The organism is Caldimonas mangrovi, from assembly GCF_023721835.1.
Lineage (GTDB): Bacteria > Pseudomonadota > Gammaproteobacteria > Burkholderiales > Burkholderiaceae_C > Caldimonas > Caldimonas mangrovi.
This window is the reverse complement of the sequence record NZ_JAMKFE010000008.1, coordinates 61787-82207: the sequence shown is the minus strand read 5'-3', so window position 1 is coordinate 82207 and position 20421 is coordinate 61787. Positions and strand designations below refer to the sequence as shown.

General features: G+C 66.3%; 16 protein-coding genes and 1 tRNA gene. 5 read left to right on the top strand and 12 right to left on the bottom strand.

Features of this window, described 5'->3' with window-relative positions:
- Positions 1-77: 77 nt before the first annotated feature.
- Positions 78-2075 carry an SDR family oxidoreductase gene (locus tag M8A51_RS14450; protein WP_251779172.1) on the bottom strand — a complete coding sequence of 666 codons (1998 nt, stop codon included), beginning with the start codon at positions 2073-2075 and terminating at the stop codon, positions 78-80.
- A 187-nt stretch (positions 2076-2262) separates the two neighbouring features.
- Between M8A51_RS14450 and M8A51_RS14445 the strand changes: the two genes are divergently transcribed.
- Together M8A51_RS14445 and M8A51_RS14440 are read left to right on the top strand one after the other, a co-directional pair.
- Positions 2263-2805, top strand: a complete 543-nt coding sequence (locus M8A51_RS14445; RefSeq protein ID WP_251779171.1) for a phasin family protein — start codon at positions 2263-2265, stop codon at positions 2803-2805.
- Positions 2806-2939: 134 nt separating this feature from the next.
- Entirely contained in the window at positions 2940-4190 is a 1251-nt protein-coding gene (locus M8A51_RS14440) for a patatin-like phospholipase family protein (RefSeq protein ID WP_251779170.1), read from the top strand.
- A 9-nt stretch (positions 4191-4199) separates the two neighbouring features.
- Here M8A51_RS14440 and argJ read toward each other — a convergent pair whose 3' ends face one another.
- From argJ to petA, 9 genes are all read right to left on the bottom strand, one after another.
- On the bottom strand, positions 4200-5429 hold the full coding sequence (gene argJ, locus M8A51_RS14435; RefSeq protein WP_251779169.1) for a bifunctional glutamate N-acetyltransferase/amino-acid acetyltransferase ArgJ: 1230 nt from the start codon (positions 5427-5429) through the stop codon (positions 4200-4202).
- Positions 5430-5543: 114 nt separating this feature from the next.
- Positions 5544-8288: a preprotein translocase subunit SecA gene (gene secA, locus M8A51_RS14430; protein ID WP_251779168.1), complete on the bottom strand. Its 2745-nt coding sequence runs from the start codon at positions 8286-8288 to the stop codon at positions 5544-5546.
- Positions 8289-8535: 247 nt separating this feature from the next.
- Complete coding sequence (locus tag M8A51_RS26565) at positions 8536-9849, bottom strand: M23 family metallopeptidase (protein ID WP_368408553.1); 1314 nt, start codon at positions 9847-9849, stop codon at positions 8536-8538.
- A 106-nt stretch (positions 9850-9955) separates the two neighbouring features.
- Positions 9956-10031, bottom strand: a tRNA-Thr gene (locus tag M8A51_RS14415).
- A 35-nt stretch (positions 10032-10066) separates the two neighbouring features.
- Positions 10067-10615, bottom strand: a complete 549-nt coding sequence (locus M8A51_RS14410) for a ClpXP protease specificity-enhancing factor (RefSeq protein WP_251779167.1) — start codon at positions 10613-10615, stop codon at positions 10067-10069.
- A gap of 11 nt (positions 10616-10626) precedes the next feature.
- Positions 10627-11238 carry a glutathione S-transferase N-terminal domain-containing protein gene (locus tag M8A51_RS14405; RefSeq protein ID WP_251779166.1) on the bottom strand — a complete coding sequence of 204 codons (612 nt, stop codon included), beginning with the start codon at positions 11236-11238 and terminating at the stop codon, positions 10627-10629.
- A 130-nt stretch (positions 11239-11368) separates the two neighbouring features.
- Entirely contained in the window at positions 11369-12145 is a 777-nt protein-coding gene (locus M8A51_RS14400; protein ID WP_251779165.1) for a cytochrome c1, read from the bottom strand.
- Positions 12146-12165: 20 nt separating this feature from the next.
- Positions 12166-13566 (bottom strand): cytochrome b, encoded by a 1401-nt coding sequence (locus M8A51_RS14395; RefSeq protein WP_251779164.1) that lies wholly within the window; start codon positions 13564-13566, stop codon positions 12166-12168.
- A 27-nt stretch (positions 13567-13593) separates the two neighbouring features.
- Positions 13594-14190, bottom strand: a complete 597-nt coding sequence (gene petA, locus M8A51_RS14390; RefSeq protein ID WP_251779163.1) for a ubiquinol-cytochrome c reductase iron-sulfur subunit — start codon at positions 14188-14190, stop codon at positions 13594-13596.
- A gap of 206 nt (positions 14191-14396) precedes the next feature.
- Between petA and mscL the strand changes: the two genes are divergently transcribed.
- Positions 14397-14807: a large conductance mechanosensitive channel protein MscL gene (gene mscL, locus M8A51_RS14385; RefSeq protein WP_251779162.1), complete on the top strand. Its 411-nt coding sequence runs from the start codon at positions 14397-14399 to the stop codon at positions 14805-14807.
- Between the two features lie 164 nt (positions 14808-14971).
- The gene (locus M8A51_RS14380) at positions 14972-17443 is read left to right on the top strand and encodes a DUF1631 family protein (RefSeq protein WP_251779161.1); all 2472 of its coding nucleotides are present in this window, start codon (positions 14972-14974) and stop codon (positions 17441-17443) included.
- Positions 17444-17460: 17 nt separating this feature from the next.
- Here the strand turns inward: M8A51_RS14380 and pdxA are convergent, their stop codons facing one another.
- Positions 17461-18474, bottom strand: a complete 1014-nt coding sequence (gene pdxA / locus M8A51_RS14375) for a 4-hydroxythreonine-4-phosphate dehydrogenase PdxA (protein WP_251779160.1) — start codon at positions 18472-18474, stop codon at positions 17461-17463.
- Positions 18471-19220 (bottom strand): Nif3-like dinuclear metal center hexameric protein, encoded by a 750-nt coding sequence (locus M8A51_RS14370; protein WP_280926088.1) that lies wholly within the window; start codon positions 19218-19220, stop codon positions 18471-18473. The genes pdxA and M8A51_RS14370 overlap by 4 nt, the downstream gene beginning before the upstream one ends.
- A gap of 12 nt (positions 19221-19232) precedes the next feature.
- Here M8A51_RS14370 and M8A51_RS14365 point away from each other — a divergent pair, with 12 nt between their 5' ends.
- The gene (locus M8A51_RS14365; RefSeq protein ID WP_251779159.1) at positions 19233-20375 is read left to right on the top strand and encodes a S1C family serine protease; all 1143 of its coding nucleotides are present in this window, start codon (positions 19233-19235) and stop codon (positions 20373-20375) included.
- Positions 20376-20421: the final 46 nt, after the last annotated feature.

Sequence of the window (20421 nt, the reverse complement as noted above, 5' to 3'; positions counted from 1 at the left end):
TCCTGCCACTTACTGCTCTCTTCCCGGGGCATAAAAAAAACCGGCCTCTCGCGGCCGGGCTTACTGAGCCCTCGGGTTCAGAAGTGAATGCCGCGCATCATCTGCTGCAACGCCATCGCCTCGGGCGACAGCTGGGGCCGCGCGCCCTTTTCGCCCTTGGCAGCCTCGCTGTCGGGGAACATGCGGAAGCTGGTGTTCATCACGATCTGCGCGACGCGGGGCACCAGGGCATGCAGCACCTGTCCGAAGATGCCCAGCCGGGTCGCAATGCGTACCGGCCTGAACACACACGCCTGGGCGATCATGTCGGCTGCCTCTTCCGGGCTCAGCGTCGGCACGTTGTTGTAGATCTTGGTCGGCGCGATCATCGGCGTGCGCACCAGCGGCATGTTGATGGTGGTGAAAGTGATGCCGACGTCGGCGAACTCGCTCGACGCGCAGCGCGTCCAGGCGTCCAGCGCCGCCTTGCTCGCCACGTACGCCGAGAAGCGCGGTGCATTCGTCAGCACGCCGATCGAGCTGATGTTGACGACATGCCCGCGGCGCTTCGCCGCCATGCCCGGCAGCAGCCCCATCGTCACGCGCAGGCAGCCGAAGTAGTTCAGCTGCATGGTGCGCTCGTAGTCGTGGAAGCGGTCGTAGCTGCTCTCGATCGCACGGCGGATCGAACGACCGGCGTTGTTGATCAGGAAGTCGACGCCGCCGAATTCCGTCTGCAGCCATTGCAGCAAGTCGCCGCAGCTCTGCTCGTCGGCGATGTCGGCCGAATAGCTGTGCACCCGGGCACTCTTGCCCGCGAAGCCGATGATTTCCTGGGTCGCCTCGACAAGCTTGGCTTCGTCGCGTGCGCAGATGATCGTGATCGCGCCCGCCTCGGCGAACTTCTTCGCAGCCGCCAGTCCGATGCCCGACGAACCGCCCGTCACCAGCACCACCTTGCCGGCCACCGCGCCACGCAGCGAGCGGTCGATGAAGAGGTCGGGATCGAGGTGCCGCTCCCAGTAGTCCCACAGCCGCCAGGCGTAGTCGTTCAGGTTCGGGCACTCGATGCCGGAGCCCTTCAACGCCGCCAGGGTCTCGCGGCAGTCGAAGCGCGTGGGGTAGTTGACGAAGGTCAGGATGTCATCGGGCAGCCCCAGGTCCTTCATGATCGCGTTGCGCACCCGGCGCACCGGCGCGACCGCCATGAGGCCCTTCTTGACGCTCTTGGGAATGAAGCCGAGCAGCGCCGCGTTGACGAACAGGTTCATCTTCGGTGCATGCGCCGCCTTCGAGAAGATGTCGAGCACGTCGCCCACCCGGTAGCCGACCGGGTCGACGAGGTGGAAGCACTTCTTCGCGATCGCCGCTTTGCCGTGGCTGATGTGGTCGAGTGCAGCGACGACGAAGTCGACCGGCACGATGTTGACGCGCCCGCCCTCCAGGCCGACAGCCGGCATCCAGGGCGGCAGGATCTGCCGCATGCGCTGGATCAGCTTGAAGAAGTAGTAGGGGCCGTCGATCTTGTCCATCTCGCCGGTGTGCGAGTCGCCGACCACCATCGCCGGACGGTAGACCGTCCACGGCACCTTGCTTTCACGGCGCACGATCTTCTCGCTCTCGTGCTTGGTCATGAAGTACGGGTGGTCGGTGTTCTCGGCCTCGTCGAACATGTCCTCGCGAAACACGCCCTCGTACAACCCGGCTGCTGCGATCGAACTGACATGGTGCAGATGGCCGGTATCGATCGCCTTGGCGAATTCGACGACGTTGCGCGTGCCTTCGACGTTGACCTGCACCTGCGACTCCTCGTCCGCCGCCAGGTCGTACACGGCGGCCAGATGGTAGAGGTGGTCGATCTGCCCCTTGAGTTGCTTCACGTCGTCGCTGGCGACACCGAGCTTCTTCGCGGTGAGGTCGCCGTAGACCGGGATCGCCCGCGCCTTGCCGACACCCCAGTACTCCAGCAAGCCGCCGACCTTGTTCTCGCTTTCACGCCGCAGCAGGAAGTACACGACCGCGCCCCGGCGCTCCAGCAGCTTCCTGACCAGACGTTTGCCGATGAACCCGGTGGCGCCAGTGACGAAATACCGCATGCAACTCTCCTCTTGAACGATCGACGATTCTTTCATCATCGACGCCCGGCACCGCGGGCCCACAGCGGCGAAACCCGCTGGTGTTTTCCCGGGGGCATGCCGCCATAGAGCCGGCTCACTAGAGATTTAGGCTGCCGCTCCTACGCGGCGCTTCTATAGTGGCCCGATCGATTCCATGGAGCACCAGATGGTCAAGAAACTGCAGAAGATGGCCGAGAAGAAGAGCGCGACGGCCGGCGGCCTGCTCGACAGCCAGTTCGCCGGCACCGTGCGCGACTCCGCCCAGCAGATCTGGCTGGCCGGCCTGGGTGCCTTCTCGAAAGCACAGGAAGAAGGCGGCAAGGTGTTCGAGGCCCTCGTGAAGGAAGGCGTGTCGATCCAGCGCAAGACCCAGGCGGTCGCCGAAGACAAGCTCACTGAAGTGACCAGCCGCATGACCAACATGGCGGGCGACATCTCCAGCAAGGCCGGGCAGCACTGGGACAAGCTGGAAACCATCTTCGAAGAGCGCGTCGCGAAGGCGCTCAACAAGCTGGGCGTGCCGAGTCACAACGACATCGACGTGCTCGTCGCACGTATCGACGAGTTGAACAAGGCCGTCGCCAAGCTCAACAAGACCCCTGCCAAGACGGCCCCCGCGAAGAAGGCCCCCGCCGCGAAGCGGGCGGCCAGTGGCAACGCCAAGCCTGCGGCCAAGCGCGCCGGCACCCGCAAGCCGGCCGCCGCCTGAGCAAACGCGAGGCCATTCGGGACGACGGGGTGCTTGCAGCGCCCCGTTCGCTTTTGCTGGCCGCGGGTTAGTCCCGAGCCTGATTAGGCAGGACGCCCCAGAGCAGGCAGGCATGCCGCTCCTACACTGCCGCCATGCCCCACACCGCGAAGACAGCCGTACGTCCCCGCCCCCTGGCCCGGCATCACCACCCTTCGCGTGTCGGTCTCGCGCTCGCCGGCGGCGGCCCGCTCGGAGCCATCTACGAGATCGGCGCGCTGTGTGCGCTCGACGAGTCGCTCCAGGGGCTGGACTTCACGCAGTGCCACAGCTATGTGGGCGTATCGGCAGGCGGCTTCATCGCTGCCGGCCTCGCCAACGGCATGCGGCCGCGCGAACTGTGCCGCGCCTTCATCGAGAACGAAGGTGGCGAGAACGACCTGTTCGATCCGACGCTGCTCATCCGCCCCGCCTATGGTGAATTCGTCCAACGCCTCGCCACGCTGCCCGGGCTGCTCGCATCGGCCGGCTTCCACTACGCCTTCGGCCGGCGCTCGCTGATGAGCGCCTTCGAGCGGGTCGGTCGCGCGATCCCGACGGGTTTGTTCTCGAACCGACTCATCGACCACCGGTTGCAGAGGATGTTCGCGCAACCCGGGCGCACCAACGACTTCCGCGCACTGGAGCGCCAGCTGGTGCTGGTGGCGACCGACCTCGACAGCGGGCAGGCTGCCCCCTTCGGGCTACCCGGTTGGGACGACGTGCCGATCTCGAAGGCCGTGCAGGCCAGCGCGGCGCTGCCCGGGCTGTTCCCGCCGGTCGAGATCGGCGGCCGCAGCTATGTCGATGGTGCGCTCAAGAAGACGATGCACGCGTCGGTACTGCTGGAGCAGGGACTCGACCTGCTGATCTGCCTGAACCCGCTGGTGCCCTTCGACGCCAGCCGCCCGCAGCCGTCACGCGGGACCGGCAGGCAGCGCATCCCGCGCATCGCCGACGGGGGCCTGCCGGTGGTGCTGTCGCAGACCTTCCGCTCGATGATCCACTCGCGCCTAGAACTCGGCATGAAGGGCTACGAGCGGGCCTACCCGGCCACCGACATCGTGCTGTTCGAGCCCGACCAGCGCGACGCCGAGCTGTTCCTCGCCAACACCTTCAGCTATGCCCAACGCCGCCGGCTGGCCGAGCATGCCTACCAGCAGACGCGTCAGATGCTGCGCGCGAGGCACGCCGTGCTCGGGCCGCGACTGGCACCGCACGGCATCACGCTCGACCTCGAGATGCTGAGCGACACGCAACGCACACTCGTCGGGATGAGCGCACCGGTGCGCTCGCGCGCCGGACGCGCGCTGCGCGAGCTGGAGCAGACGCTGGACGAACTGGAGCGCAGACTGGCGGTCGCGTGAGTGGCGCGCTCAGCTGCGGTAGTCGGCGTTGATGCTGACGTAGTCGTGCGAGAAATCGCAGGTCCACACGGTGGCCTGCGCGTCGCCGCGGCCCAGACCGACCTTCACGGTGATCTCGCTTTGCTTCATCACGCGTTGGCCGTCGGCCTCCTGGTACGCCGGATGCCGACCGCCGTGCGTCGCGACGTGTACATCGTCGAGATGCAGCTCGATGCCATCCTGATCGAGATCGGCGATGCCGGCATAGCCGACCGCGGCCAGGATGCGGCCGAGGTTGGGATCGCTGGCGTAGAACGCGGTCTTGACCAGCGGCGAATGCGCGATCGCATAGGCAACCTGCTTGCACTCGTCGACGTTGCGGCCGCCCTCGACGCGCACGGTGATGAATTTCGTCGCGCCCTCGCCGTCACGCACGATGGCCTGGGCCAACTGTTCGGCGACCGCGACCACCGCATCACGCAGGACGCGGCCCTGCGCCGACTCGAGCGCCTCGATCGGCGCATGGCCGGCCTTGCGCGAGGCCATGAGCATGAAGCAGTCGTTGGTCGATGTGTCGCCGTCGATCGTGATGCGGTTGAACGACAGGTCGGCCGCCTCGCGCACCAGCGCCTGCAGCACTCCGGGCGAGACGTTCGCGTCGGTCGCGACGAAGCTCAGCATCGTCGCCATGTTGGGGCGGATCATCCCGGCTCCCTTGCTGATGCCCGTCACGGTGACCGTGTGGCCGTCGATCTGCACCTGGCGTGACGCCGCCTTCGGCACGGTGTCAGTGGTCATGATCGCTTCAGCGACCGCCGCCCAGCCGTCTTCCTTCAAGTCGGCCAGCGCCGCGGGCAGGCCGGCCTCGATGCGGTCGGTGGGCAGCGGCTCCATGATCACGCCGGTCGAGAACGGCAGCACCTGCTCCGGCGCGAGTTCCAGCTGGCGTGCGAGCGCGACGCAGGTCGAAAACGCACGCACCAGGCCGTCTTCGCCGGTGCCGGCGTTCGCATTGCCGGTGTTGATCAACAGCGCGCGGGTTCCGACGTTCAGCGCAAGATGCTTGCGGGCGAGCTGCACCGGCGCCGCACAGAACCGGTTCTGCGTGAACACGCCGGCCACCGCGCTGCCCTCGTCGAGCGCGATCACCGTCAGGTCCCTTCGGTTGGCCTTGCGCACGCCGGCCATGGCAGTGCCCAGCTTCACGCCGGGAACGGGATGCAGAGCGGTCGGGTCGGGGGCCTGGAGATGGACGGGCATGAGGGCCTCGGTGCGCAAAGGGTGAAAGGAAACCGGCATTGTAGGCAGGCCGTGGGGCGCAGAAATGCACAAGGGCTCCCGCAGGAGCCCTTGTGCCGCATCAGCGCCGGACCCTCAGGCCAGCTTGCCGTGGCACTGCTTGTACTTTTTGCCGCTGCCACACGGGCAAGGGTCGTTGCGGCCGACCTTCGGCACCGCATCGCGCGCGGTGGCGGGATCCCGCTCGCTCGCAACGCTGCCGTCCTCGTTCGGGTGCGTATACGTGACGTTGGAGATCTGCTCGGCCTGGTCCTCGATGGCCTCGGCCGCCTGCGCGATCTGCTGCTCGGACTGGATGCGCACCGTCAGCAGCAGGCGTGTGACTTCCATCTTCACCAGGTCGAGCAGCTGCGCGAACAACTCGAAAGCCTCGCGCTTGTACTCCTGCTTCGGGTTTTTCTGGGCATAGCCGCGCAGGTGGATGCCCTGGCGCAGGTAGTCCAGTGCTGCCAGGTGCTCGCGCCAGTGCGAGTCGAGCGACTGCAGCAGCACCATGCGCTCGAACTGCGTGAACTGCTCCTTGCCGACACGCTCGACCTTGCTCACGTAGAGCGCGTGACCCGCCTTCACGACCTTCTCGACGATGTCCTCGTCGGTGATCGCCTCGCTCTTCTCGACCTCGGCCTGCAGCGGCACCTCGAGCTGCCATTCTTCGCGCAGCGTCTTCTCCAGGCCGGGCAGGTCCCACTGCTCCTCGACGCTATCGGCCGGCACGTAGGTGCGCACCACGTCGGTCAACGCACCTTCGCGCAGATTCGCGATCTGGGCGGTCATGTCGCTGGCGTCGAGAATGTCGTTGCGCTGCTGGTAGATCACCTTGCGCTGGTCGTTGGAGACGTCGTCGTACTCCAGCAACTGCTTGCGCACGTCGAAGTTGCGGGCTTCGACCTTGCGCTGCGCGCTCTCGATCGAACGCGTCACGATGCCGGCCTCGATGGCCTCGCCCTCGGGCATCTTCAGCCGGTCCATGATCGCGCGCACGCGATCGCCGGCGAAGATGCGCATCAGCGGGTCTTCCAGCGACAGGAAGAAGCGCGACGAGCCCGGGTCGCCCTGGCGGCCCGACCGGCCGCGCAACTGGTTGTCGATGCGGCGCGACTCGTGCCGCTCGGTGGCGATGATGCGCAGGCCGCCCAGCGACTTGACCTGCTCGTGCAGGCTCTGCCATTCGTCCTTCAACTTCTGCGCGCGGGCCTGTTTTTCGGTCTCGGGCAGGCCGTCGTCGGCCTCGATCAGCTGGATCTGCTTCTCGACGTTGCCGCCGAGCACGATGTCGGTGCCGCGGCCGGCCATGTTGGTCGCGATCGTGACCATCTTGGGCCGGCCGGCCTGGGCAATGATCTCGGCTTCTTTCGCGTGCTGCTTGGCGTTGAGCACCTGATGTGGCAGGCCGGCCTGCGTCAGCAGCCCTGAGATCAGCTCGGAGTTCTCGATCGACGTGGTGCCGACCAGCACCGGCTGGCCGCGTTCATAGCAGTCGCGGATGTCCTGGATCACCGCTTCGTACTTCTCGCGCCCCGTCTTGTAGACGAGGTCGAGTTCGTCCTTGCGCTGCGTCGGCTTGTTCGGCGGGATCACGACCGTCTCGAGGCCGTAGATCTCCTGGAATTCGTAGGCTTCGGTGTCGGCCGTGCCGGTCATGCCCGCCAACTTCGCGTACATGCGGAAATAGTTCTGGAAGGTGATCGAGGCGAGCGTCTGGTTCTCTGCCTGGATCTGTACGCCTTCCTTCGCCTCGACCGCCTGGTGCAAGCCCTCGGACCAGCGGCGGCCGGCCATCAGGCGGCCGGTGAACTCGTCGACGATGATCACCTCGCCGTTCTGCACCACATAGTGCTGGTCGCGGTGGTACAGGTGGTTGGCCCGCAGCGCTGCATACAAGTGATGCATCAGCGAAATGTTCGCCGGGTCGTAGAGGCTGGCGCCCTCGGCCAGCAGACCCGCCTGCGACAGGATGCGCTCCGCGTTCTCGTGGCCGGCTTCGGTCAGGTACACCTGCCGCGTCTTCTCGTCGACCGTGAAGTCACCCGGCTCGACCACGCCTTCGCCGGTGCGCGGGTCGGCCTCGCCGATCTGCTTCTTCAGCAGCGGCACGACCTTGTTGATGCGGATGTAAAGCTCGGTGTGGTCCTCGGCCTGGCCGCTGATGATCAGCGGCGTGCGCGCCTCGTCGATCAGGATCGAGTCGACCTCGTCGACGATCGCATAGTGCAGGCCCCGCTGCACGCGATCGGCGGTCTCGTAGACCATGTTGTCGCGCAGGTAGTCGAAGCCGAATTCGTTGTTGGTGCCGTAGGTGACATCGGCCGCATAGGCCGCCTGCTTGTCCTCGCGCGGCATCTGGGGCAGGTTCACGCCCACCGTCAGGCCCAGGAAGTTGTAAAGCCGGCCCATCCACTCGGCATCGCGGCGAGCCAGGTAGTCGTTGACCGTGACCACGTGCACGCCCTTGCCGGCCAGCGCATTCAGGTAGACCGGCAGCGTGGCCATCAGCGTCTTGCCCTCACCGGTGCGCATCTCGCCGATCTTGCCGTTGTGCAGCGCCATGCCCCCGAGCAGCTGCACGTCGAAGTGCCGCATCTTCAGCGTGCGCTTGCTGCCTTCGCGCACGACCGCAAAGGCCTCGGGCAGCAGATCGTCCAGCGCCTCGCCCTTGCCCACGCGCTCCTTGAGTTCCTGCGTCTTGCCGCGCAACTGCTCGTCGCTCAGCTTCTCCAGTTGCGGCTCCAGCGCGTTGATCTTCTCGACCACGCGCCGATACTGCTTGAGCAGGCGATCGTTGCGACTGCCGAAAATCTGGGTAAGAAGCTTGGGCAACATGGATTCGGTTCTTGGATGAGTGGGACGGCCGGCCCGTGGCCGGCAGCCGCAGGCGCCGAAGCCGAAAGGCAGGCCCGCGAGGGACGTGCCGAGGGCTCAGGTCGAAGGGTGCTGCGCGGCGGGAAGCCCGGCCGTTCGGACGCCTTTCACGCGGCGCAGGCTGCCGGGCAGGCAGGCCGCTCCAAAAGCGTCGGAGTTTAGCACCGGGGTCGGCCGCAGGCCCGGCAGGGGTGTGCGGCGCTGACGCTCAGTTGGCAACCGGCACGGCGTCTGCTACGCCGAGGCTGCGAGCGGCGCCGTCGCGATCGGATTCGACGGCAGGACGCGAGGCGCCCGCGATCACCCGGTGCGGCGTGCGCCCTTTGCCGCCAGCCAGGAATTTCGCAGGGTCCTGGGGCACCCCACCGACCAGCACCTCGAAATGCAGGTGCGCACCGGTCGAACGGCCGGTCGAACCCACATGGGCGATCGCCTGCCCGCGCTTGACCAGGTCACCGCGTTGGACAAGCAGCTTCGAGGCATGGGCATAGCGGGTAACGAGCCCGTTGCCGTGATCGAGGTCGACCATGTAGCCATAGGCCGGGTGGTATTCGGCTGCCACTGCGACACCGCCGGCGGCCGCCTTGATCGGCGTGCCGCTCTGCGCTGGAAAGTCGAGCCCGGTATGCAGGGCCGACCGCCCGGTGAAGGGATCGGAGCGGAAGCCGAAGCCGGAACTGGTATGCCCGTTGACGGGTCGGGAGTTCGGCACCATCAGGGACTTCATCTGCTCCTCGAACAGACGCGATTCGATCATCGTGAAGACGTCGGCACGCTGTGCGGAAAATTCGTCGAGCCATTCGATGGCCTGATTCAGGTCTTGCAGCGACGGCTTGTCCATCGGCACGTAAGGGCCTCCCTGGCCCGGCGCCTTGCCGCTGAGCTTGATGTCCTCCAGCTTGATGTCGTCCGGCTTGAGGCCCGCCAGGCCCGAGACGCGCTCGCCCATCGCTTCGAGCTGGATGAGCCGCGCCTGCATCTCGCCGACCCGCTGCGCCATCGCGTCGAGGTTTTCGCGCATGAAGCGATCGCGCTGCGCGAACTCGTCCTTCACGACCAGTTTCACGAGCGGGCTCACGACCGGCCAACCGTCGCGCGCTGCCTTCAGGAAGATGAAGTGGTAGATCGACCCGGAGAGCGCCAGCAGGCAGGTCCCCAGCGCCAGCGCGAGGCACGCGAGCTGCCACCGGCCGAGCTGGAGCACGTGCGTCCGGGCGAGGCGCCCGTGGGTGATCATGATCTGCATCGCTACACTCCTTCCATGAACCAGCGCGCACCACATACGCTGCCGATCCATGAAGCCCTGGACCGCCACACCGGACTGGCGCGGCTGCAACAGCTCATGCGCGAGTCCAACGCTCGTTTTGAAGTGGTTCGCCCTCTCCTGCCATCCGCTCTCGCGGCCCATGTCAAACCTGGGCCTGTCGATGAGCAGGGATGGTCCCTGCTGGCCCCGAACGGGGCCGCTGCCGCGAAACTCCGGCAGTTGCAGCCGCGCCTGGAGGAGGCGCTGCGGCAACATGGCTGGCAGGTTAGCGCGATCAGGGTGAAGGTTCAATCCGCCTGAGGCCGTGCAGCGGAAACTGCCAGTAACTCGGCGGTAAGCTTTCACGCTCGACGGGAAAAGATGGTGCCGGCTATCCGACTCGAACGGATGACCTACCGCTTACAAGGCGGTTGCTCTACCAACTGAGCTAAGCCGGCGCACGGTGCCGGAGCACCCGCGGGAAGCCGCGATTTTACTTGACCCGCTTCAGCGAAGGCCTGGGACCGGACGGCGGCTGGGGCGGCTCGGGCGGAGCATCCTCGCCGCTGGCCAGCGGTGCCAAAGCCCCCGGCTCCTGGGTGGGCGACGGCGCCAGCTTGAGTCCGGGAACGCCGGCCTCCACCGGGCCGGAGCCCTCGACGCCAGGCTCGCCGTCGGCGTCCTCGACACTCTCGACACCTGCCTCGGTCGGCACCGGGAAGGCCATCCCCTGGCCGTTCTCGCGTGCATAGATCGCGATCACGTGATCGACCGGGACGACGATGTCGCGCGGCACGCCGCCGAAGCGGGCACGGAACTCGATGTACTCGTTGCCGAGCTGCAGGCCGCTGGTCGCGTCGAAGCTGACGTTGAGCACGATCTCGTGGTTCTTGACGTACTCCACCGGCACCTGCACCGAACGGTCGACGTACACGGCCAAGTAAGGCGTGTAGCCGTTGTCGGTGCACCAGTCGTGCAGCGCACGGATCAGGTAGGGCCGTGTGGAACTGCCCGCGCTGCCGGTCGATTGGAGCTTCGTCATGATGCCGCGGATTACTTGCGCATCACCTTTTCGGAAGGCGTCAGCGCCTCGATGTAGGCCGGCCGCGAGAAGATGCGCTCGGCGTACTTCAGCAGCGGCGCGGCGTTCTTCGACAACTCGATGCCATAGTAGTCCAGGCGCCACAACAGCGGCGCGATGGCCACGTCGAGCATCGAGAAATCCTCGCCGAGCATGTATTTGTTCTTCAGGAAGATCGGCGCCAGCTGTGTGAGCCGGTCGCGGATCTGCGAGCGCGCCTTCTCGAGCTGTTTGTCGGTCGGCTTGATGCCGCGCGACTCCAGCACGTTGACATGCGCGAACAGCTCCTTCTCGAAATTCAGCAGGAACAGCCGTACACGGGCACGGGCCACCGGGTCGCCGGGCATCAGCTGCGGGTGCGGAAAGCGCTCGTCGATGTACTCGTTGATGATGTTCGACTCGTACAGGATGAGGTCGCGCTCGACGAGGATGGGCACCTCGTTGTACGGGTTCATCAGTGCGATGTCTTCGGGCTTCGCGAACAGGTCGACGTCGCGGATCTCGAAGTCCATGCCTTTTTCGAACAGCACGAAGCGGCAGCGGTGGGAATACGGACAGGTGGTCCCGGAGTAAAGCACCATCATGATGGCGTGCTCCTTGATCTGGAGGTTGAGGGCTGCGCGCCCTGATAAACACAAACGGAGTGGGCGCCGCCTAAGCCACCCACTCCGAGCAATGCAGCGCTGCCTTTCGGGCCGGCAGCGCTGCGCCGGGTCACTTCACGTCTTTCCAGTACGCCGCATTGAGGCGCCAGGCGATCACCGCGAACAGGCCGAGGAACAGCAGCACCCACACGCCCAGGCGCACCCGTTCCTTCTGCACCGGCTCGCCCATCCACTGCAGGAAGGCCACCAGGTCGGCCACCGCATTGTCGTACTGCTGCGGCGTCATGGTGCCCGGGGTCAGTTGCTCATAGCCGGCAAACACATGGGTCACCTTGCTCGGGTCGTGCGGGTCCTTGTGCTCCTCGAACTTCGCGACACGCTGGCCCTGCAGCTCCCACAGCGCGTGCGGCATGCCGACGTTGGGGAACGCCAGGTTGTTCCAGCCGGTCGCCTTGGTGTCGTCGCGGTAGTAGGTGCGCAGATAGGTGTAGAGGTAGTCGGCGCCGCTGCCACTGGCCGAGGCACGCGAGCGGGCAATCACGGTCAGGTCGGGCGGTGTGGCGCCAAACCACTCCTTCGCCTGCTTCGGGTCGATCGCCGCCTGCATCGTGTCGCCGATCTTGTCGGTCGCAAACGCCAAGTTGTCCTTGATCTGCTGCTCGGTCAGCCCGATGTCGCGCAGGCGGTTGTAGCGCATGAAAGCCGCCGAGTGGCAGTTCAGGCAGTAGTTGACGAACAGCTTCGCGCCGTTTTGCAACGCGGCGAGATCGGTCACGCGCTCGGTCGGAAACTTGTCCAGGACGATGCCGCCTTCGGCCGCGCGGGCTGCGGTGGCACCGAACATCAGGCCGAGCGAGGCCACCAGGGAGAGGATCAGTTTTTTCATCGTGGTTGTCTCCGGCGGGCTCAATGGGCGGTGAAGACCACGCGCTGGGGCACCGGTTTGAAGGTGCCCAGGCGGCTCCACCACGGCATCAGCAGGAAGAAACCGAAGTAGAACAACGTGCCCACTTGCGAGACCAGTTCGCCGATCGGCGACGGCGCCTGAATCCCGAGGTAACCGAGCACGAAGAAGAAGACCACGAACACGCCGTACAGATACATGTGCCAGCTCGGGCGGTAACGGATCGACTTGGCCGGGCTGCGGTCGAGCCACGGCAGGAAGAACAGAATGACCACGGCGCCGCCCATCACGACCACGCCCCAGAACTTCGCGTCGAAGGTCTTGAGCAATGCGGCTGCGATCAACGCACCGACGACGACCGCCAGCTTGCCCTTGGCGCCGAAGCCGCCCTTGAGCACGCTCAGCACCGCGCCGAGCCCGATCACGACCACCAGCACGTTGACCATCTGGTCGGTGGTGGCGCGCAACATCGAGTAGTACGGCGTGAAATACCACACCGGTGCGATGTGCGGCGGCGTCTTCAGCGGGTCGGCCGGGATGAAGTTGTTGTACTCCAGGAAGTAGCCGCCGAACTCGGGCGCGAAGAACACGATGGCGGTGAAGACCATCAGGAAGATCGACAAACCGAAGATGTCGTGCACCGTGTAGTACGGGTGGAACGGAATGCCGTCGAGCGGGTAGCCCTTCGGCCCCGGAGTGGCCTTGATCTCGACGCCGTCCGGGTTGTTCGAGCCGACTTCGTGGAGCGCGATGATGTGCGCGACGACCAGGCCCAGCAGCACCAGCGGAATCGCGATCACGTGGAAGCTGAAGAAGCGGTTCAGCGTGGCGTCCGAGACGACGTAGTCACCGCGGATCAGCAGCGCCAGGTCCGGACCGATGAAGGGCACGGCCGCGAACAGGTTGACGATCACCTGTGCGCCCCAGTAGGACATCTGGCCCCACGGCAGCAGATAGCCGAAGAAGGCCTCGGCCATCAGGCACAGGAAGATCGCGCACCCGAAGATCCACACCAGCTCGCGCGGCTTGCGGTACGAGCCGTACAGCAGGCCGCGGAACATGTGCAGGTAGACGACGATGAAGAAGGCCGAGGCCCCCGTGGAGTGCATGTAGCGGATCAGCCATCCCCACGGCACGTCGCGCATGATGTATTCGACCGAAGCGAACGCGAGGTTGGCATCGGGCTTGTAGTGCATCACGAGGAAGATGCCGGTGACGATCTGGATCACCAGCACCACCAGGGCGAGCGAGCCGAAGATGTACCAGAAATTGAAATTCTTGGGCGCGTAGTACTGGCCCACGTGCTCGTTGTAGAGCTTGCTCAACGGGAAGCGGTTGTCGACCCAGTTGAGCAGCTTTTGGGCGGCGCCTGCGTCTGCCGGAGCTTCTTTGAATTCAGCCATGGAAAGTCACCTCGAAACTGGGAGCCGTCAGGCCTTCTTGTCCTCGCCGATCAACAGCGTGTTGTCGGAGAGGTACATGTGCGGCGGCACTTCCAGGTTGTCCGGCGCGGGCTTGTTCTTGAACACGCGCCCGGCCAGGTCGAAGGTCGAGCCATGGCAGGGGCACAGGAAACCACCGGGCCAGTCGCTCGGCAGCGAGGGCTGCGGGCCCGGGGTGAACTTGCTGACCGGCGAGCAGCCCAGGTGGGAGCAGATGCCGACACCGACGAAGACCTCGGGCTTGATCGAGCGGTACTCGTTCTTCGCGTAGTCGGGGGTCGGATACTGGTTGCGCTCGGAGTTCGGGTCGGCCAGCTGTGCGTCGTGCTTCTTGAGGTCCTCGAGTTGCTCGGGAGTGCGCTTGATGATCCACACCGGCTTGCCGCGCCACTCGACCGTCATCATCTGGCCGGGCTGCAGACCGCCGATGTCGACTTCAACCGGGGCGCCAGCGGCGCGCGCCTTCTCGGAGGGCTGGAAGCTGCTGACGAAGGGAACTGCGGTGGCCACGCCGCCGACGGCGCCCGCGCCACAGGCAATGGCTACCCACGTGCGGCGGCCTTTGTCCACTTGCTGGTCACTCATGGGGATCCTCAGAAAGCTCTTCTATGATTAGGGGCAACCCGTGATTCTAGCCCACCGGCCTTGCCCGAAACCAGTGCCGCCCCCATCACGCGCGCACGGGCGCACACGCGGGCCGTCTCCCGCTTGAGCAGCGACGCCCGGCTCGGCAATACTCGCAGCGGGCCGGGGCGCCGTTGCCGCCGGCCCGCCAATCGCAGGAGCATCCGATGGGATTCATGACAGAGTTCAAGGAGTTCGCCGCCAAGGGCAACGTGATCGATCTGGCCGTCGGCGTCATCATCGGTGGCGCCTTCGGCAAGATCGTCAGCTCGATGGTCGACGACATCATCATGCCGCTCGTCAGCCGCATTTTCGGCGGGCTGGACTTCTCGAACTACTTTGTTCCGCTGGCGGGCCAGACGGCCGAGACGTTGGCCGAAGCGAAAAAAGCGGGCGCCGTCTTCGCGTACGGCAACTTCATTACCGTCGCGATCAACTTCCTGATCCTCGCTTTCATCATTTTCGTGATGGTGAAACAGATCAACCGACTCAAGCGGGAAGCCCCGCCGCCCGCGCCTGCCGCGCCTCCCGAGGAAGTGATGCTGCTGCGCGAGATCCGGGATACGCTGCGCAAGTAACAAAAAGCAACCCGACTCGGGTGTCCTGCTGAGGGGCCTCGAGCCGCGCGCAGCCACGCTTCGGGACCGACTTTCGGTGGCGAACTGCGCACTCGCGGGCATTTGTCCGGATGGGTCGCGTGCACTTTTCGCGCCATACTGCTTGCCTTGCGAAGCCAGGTGAGATGAGCCTTCCCGACCCGCGACTCCACGCCGCGATGCAAGCGGCGGTGCAGATAATCCTGTCCACCGTGTCGACCGCCTCCAGTCGGATGGTCGACGCGCTGGGCATGCTGGCGCTGTCGGCCGCCAGCAATGCGCAGCGGCAATCCTTCATGTCGGCGCAGTTCGATTTGCAACGCAAGTTGTCGGCGTTCAACATGAGTTTCACGACGGTGTTGAACGAGAAGGTCGCCAAGGAGCTGAACCCGCGCGTCGCCCGCTCGCTCGCTGCCACCGACTGGGCATCCTTGAGCCTGGTCGGCGACTCCGAGGTCGAGGAACAGGTGACGGCTCATCGCCTGAGCCTCGAGATCGAACACGAGTGCGAGTGGGAACTGCGTGAGCTGGACGCCTATATCGGCTCGCTGCTCGGTATCGGGCGCGCCGACCCGGAGCGCAACCCGATTCGACCCGAAATCCTCGGCCAGGCGCTGTTCCGTTCGATCGAGGCCGTGACACCTGACCCGGGCGTCCGCAAGACACTGGCTGCCGAATTGGGTCGCGCGCTCGCGAAAGCGATGCGGCCATGCTACGGCGCGATCGTCAGCGACTTCGGCGCGCGAGGCATCCACCCGGTGGGGTTGGCCGTCAAGGCCGGGGTGCCCGGCGTGGCGGCAGGCTACGACCCCACCGCCGCCCATGCCGGGGGTGCGGCGCCGATGCCGCCCGCGCCCCCAGGACTCAAGCACGACTGGCAGCAGGCCGCGCAGGCGCTGGGCTCGATGTTCGGTATGGCGGTGCCCGCGAACTTTGGCGCCACAGGAGCAGGGGCCCTGGCAGGAGGCTTCGGCCCGACCTCCTCGGGTGGTGGCACGCTGCACAGCGGCCCGGGCAGCCTCGGCGCGGGTCGTGCTGCCAGCGATGCCCACATGCTGGATGTGATCCGGCGCCTGGCTTTCGCCGCCAGCACCCCGGGCGCGCTCGACGCCGTCAGCGGCTGGGCCGCCGGCGGCACGGTCTCGCCGGCCGGGGCAGGGCCCGCCTCGGGGCCCGGGACGCTGAGCGGCGCACTGAACAACGGGTTGAGCGGCCTGATGGCCGTCAACCTGATCCGCACGCATCGCGAAGAGCTGATGCGTGCGTCCACCGGCGCACTCGATCACATGGTGATCGACATCGTGGCCTCGCTGTTCGACCAGATCCTGTCGGACACCAAGGTGCCGCCGCAGATGGCACGGCAGATCGCCCGGCTGCAGCTGCCGGTGCTGCGCGCTGCGCTGAAGGACATGCAGTTCTTCTCGTCGCGCAGCCACCCGGTGCGCCGCTTCGTCAACCGGATGGCTTCGATCGCCTGTGCGTTCGAGGACTTCGACGAAGGCGCTGGCAGGCGTTTCCTGGAACTGGTGCGCGAACTGGTCCAGCAGGTGGTCGATGGCGATTTCGACCAGATGGACCAGTACGACACCAAACTGCGTGCCCTGGAAGCCTTCGTGCACGAGCAGTCGCGCGACGAGGCGCAGGCCCACGTGGAAGCCGTCGAACTGCTGGCCCAGAAGGAGGCCAAGCTGCGCATCCATGCCCGCTTTGCCGAGCAGATGCAGTCGATGCTGCGGCCGGTCGCCGTGCAGGACTTCATCCGCGGCTTCTTGCACGACACCTGGACGCTCGTGCAGGTCGAAGCGGCCCTGCGGCACGGTCCCGACTCGGACGTCGCCAAGCGTCTGCGCGGCATGCCGCGCCAGTTGATCCTCAGCGTCCTGCCCAAGGGAACGCCCGCCGAGCGCAAGCAGTTCATCCTGGCGCTGCCACAGCTGATGAAGGGGCTCAACGAAGGCCTGGCGCTGATCCGCTGGCCGGAGGACCGAAAGAAGGCGTTCTTCGGCGAGCTGCTGCCGTGCCACGCCCAGTCCTTGAAGGGGCAGCCGCTGACGGATTTCCAGTACCGCCAGCTCGACACCCAGTTGCAGGCGCTGGACCACATGGCCATTCCGACGGCCGAAGAGGTGCCCCTCTCCCAGGCTGCTGCACCGACCTCGGAGCAGATCACGAGCTTCTCGCTGGAAGAGGCCGCGCAGGTGGGCCTGGTCGAGGAGGCGGCGATCGACTGGGACGGCAACGTCGACATCGACCTCGAAAGCCTGGACTCGTCGTCCGGCGAACTCGATATCAACCTCGAGGGACTGGGGCCGGAGATGGCCCCCGAAACGCCGACCAGAGGCGTGCAGCTCGCGCAGTACGTGCAGGCAGGCGTGGCCTACCAGATGCACACCGAAGAAGGCTGGCGCAAGGTTCGGCTCAACTGGGTCAGCCCGGGGCGCACCTTCTTCATCTTCAACCACGGCAAGAAGCACCAGAAGATCATCTCGATGACCGGGCGCATGCTGACCAAGCTGTGCGAAACCGGGCGGTTCCGGGCCTTCGAGCAGGCGTATCTGATCGAGCGGGCGGTGGCGCGGGCAAGGAAGCAGCTGGCGGCACTGAGCAGCAAGAGCTGATTCGGCGCCGGCGCCCGCTACCGCCCCGCCCCCATCCCCAAGCGCCTGGCCATCTCGATGGCCGCCATCAGGCTCGCCGGATCGGCCCGCCCGGTCCCGGCGAGATCGAACGCCGTTCCATGATCCGGACTCGTCCGCACGAACGGCAACCCCAGCGTGACGTTCACGCCGCGCTCCACCCCGAGGTACTTCACCGGTATCAGCCCCTGGTCGTGATACATCGCGACCACGAGGTCGAACTCGCCCGGGTGTTCCAGCGTGTTGCGCGCCCGCATGAACACGGTGTCGGGCGCATACGGCCCTCGAGCGTCGATCCCTTCTGCCTGCGCGGCTTCGACGGCCGGCCGGATGACGCGCTGCTCCTCATCGCCGAACAGCCCCCCCTCACCTGCGTGCGGGTTGAGCCCTGCCACGGCGATGCGCGGCTGCGGCTGCCCCCACAGGGCCGCGCTGCGGTGGGCGATGCGCAGGGTCTGCAGCACGCTGTCGAAGCTGACCCCTTCGATGGCTTGGCGCAACGACATGTGGATGGTGACCAGCACCGTCTTGAGTTCGTCGTTCGCCAGCATCATGCGGACATCGGGTGCTCCGGCATAGGCCTGCAGCATTTCGGTGTGTCCGGGAAAGTGCACGCCGGACGCAGCCAGGGCCTCCTTGTGGATCGGCGCGGTCACGACACCGCTGACCTCGCCGGCCACGGCCATCTCGGCGGCGCGCCGGATGCAGGCATGGGCCGCGGCGCCGGCGCGCGCATCGACAACCCCGAACGCCGGCAGTTCGGGCAGATCCACCACCGGCACAACGGGAATGCAGGCAGGCGGGACATGCGCCACATCCTCGGCTCGCTCGAGCACGGCCACCGGCAGCATGCCGCCGGTGCACTGCGCGGCACGCCGCAGCACGGCCACGTCGCCGAGCACCACGGTGTTGCGTGCCACGCCCAGGCGATAGGCCTGGGCCACGATCTCGGGCCCGATGCCGGCCGGGTCCCCCATGGTCAGGGCCAGAGGCCGCCTGAGAGGGGCGCTCATGCGGGGTTGTCCACGTCGATGAATCGATGCTCGATGCCGAAGTGCGAGGCCACGTGCGCGGCGACCGCAGGGGCGCCGAAGCGCTCGGTGGCGTGATGCCCGCACGCGAGGTACGCGACCCCCGTTTCGCGCGCGTAGTGCGCTTGCGGCTCCGAGATCTCCCCGGTCACGAAGGCGTCGGCGCCGGCGGCGATCGCCGCTTCGAAGTACCCCTGCGCACCGCCGGTGCACCAGGCCACCCGGCGAATCGGCCGGCCGTCGCCCTCGACGACGACAGGTGAGCGGCTCAAGCGGGCCTGCAACAGCGTGGACAGCGCTGCCAGGGTCAGCGGCTGCGCCGGTGTGCCGAGGCAACCGAGGTCCTGCTCGCCGAACCGGGACTCGATGTTCAGCCCGAGCCGGTGCCCCAGTTGCGCGTTGTTGCCAAGTTCGGCGTGGGCGTCGAGCGGCAGGTGATAGGCGTACAGGTTCACGTCAGCGGCCAGCAGCCGGTGCAGACGCTTTTTCATCCAGCCCACGACACGGCCGTCCTGACCGCGCCAGAACAGGCCGTGATGCACGAGGATCGCGTCGGCACCCGCGTCGATCGCCGCTTCGATCAGCGCCAGACTGGCGGTCACGCCGCTGACCAGCGTGCGGACCTCCGGCTTGCCTTCGACTTGCAAGCCGTTCGGCCCATAATCCCTGAATCGGTCCACCGCCAGCAGGCCTTTCAGGTAGGTATCCATTTCATCGCGGTGGATCATCTGTCACGTCCTATGCGCAAAACCTGGCTGATTTTCTCCCAAGCCGTCACGGTCGCCGTGGCGGCGCTGTTCGTCGTCGCCACGCTCAAGCCCGAATGGTTGCAACGCAACCCGTCCGGGGTGGTGCCCACCATTTCGGTCACCGAAGCCCCCGCGGTGACGCCGGCCGCTGCGCCGAGCAGCTATTCGGCCGCCGCCAAGCGCGCCTCGCCGGCGGTGGTCAACATTGCCACCAGCAAGGCGCCTACCCGCAACCCGCAGATGGAAGACCCGTGGTTCAGGTTCTTCTTCGGCGAGCAGGGCGCGCAGCCCCAGGTGGGGCTCGGTTCAGGCGTGATCGTCTCATCCGAAGGCTACCTGCTGACCAACAACCACGTGATCGAAGGCGCCGACGACATCGAAGTGATGCTGAGCGACGGCCGCAAGACCAGTGCGAAGGTGGTCGGCAGCGACCCCGAGACCGACCTCGCGGTGCTGAAGATCGAACTGGACAAGCTGCCCGCCGTCACGTTCGGCGACTCCGATGCGCTCGAGGTGGGCGACGTGGTGCTCGCCATCGGCAACCCCTTCGGCGTGGGCCAGACGGTGACGTCCGGCATCATCAGCGCGCTCGGGCGCAACCAGCTCGGCATCAACACCTTCGAGAACTTCATCCAGACCGATGCAGCGATCAACCCCGGCAATTCCGGCGGCGCGTTGATCGACGCGGGCGGCAACCTGATGGGCATCAACACCGCGATCTACTCGCGCTCGGGCGGCAACATGGGCATCGGCTTCGCGATTCCCGCCTCGACGGCCCGCCAGGTGATGGAAAGCCTGATCCGCGACGGCCAGGTGACGCGCGGCTGGATTGGTGTCGAGCCCCAGGATCTGACGCCGGAGATGGCACAGACGTTCAACCTGCCAGTCGAGGACGGCGTGCTGATCACCGGCGTGCTGCAAGGCGGCCCGGCTCAGCAGGCCGGCGTGCGGCCCGGCGACGTGGTGGTCGCGGTCGCCGGCAAACCGGTCAAGAGCACGGTGCAATTGCTGAACGCAGTGGCTGAACTGAAACCCGGCAGCGAGGCCGAAATCGGGGTGCAGCGTGGCAGCGAGTCGATCGAGATGCGAGTGAAAGTGGCCCAGCGGCCGAAGGTGCAGCGACAGCTGCGCTGAGGGTCGCCTGCGGCGAGGCGACCGGCTACCGCCGCCTCGGGAGGTT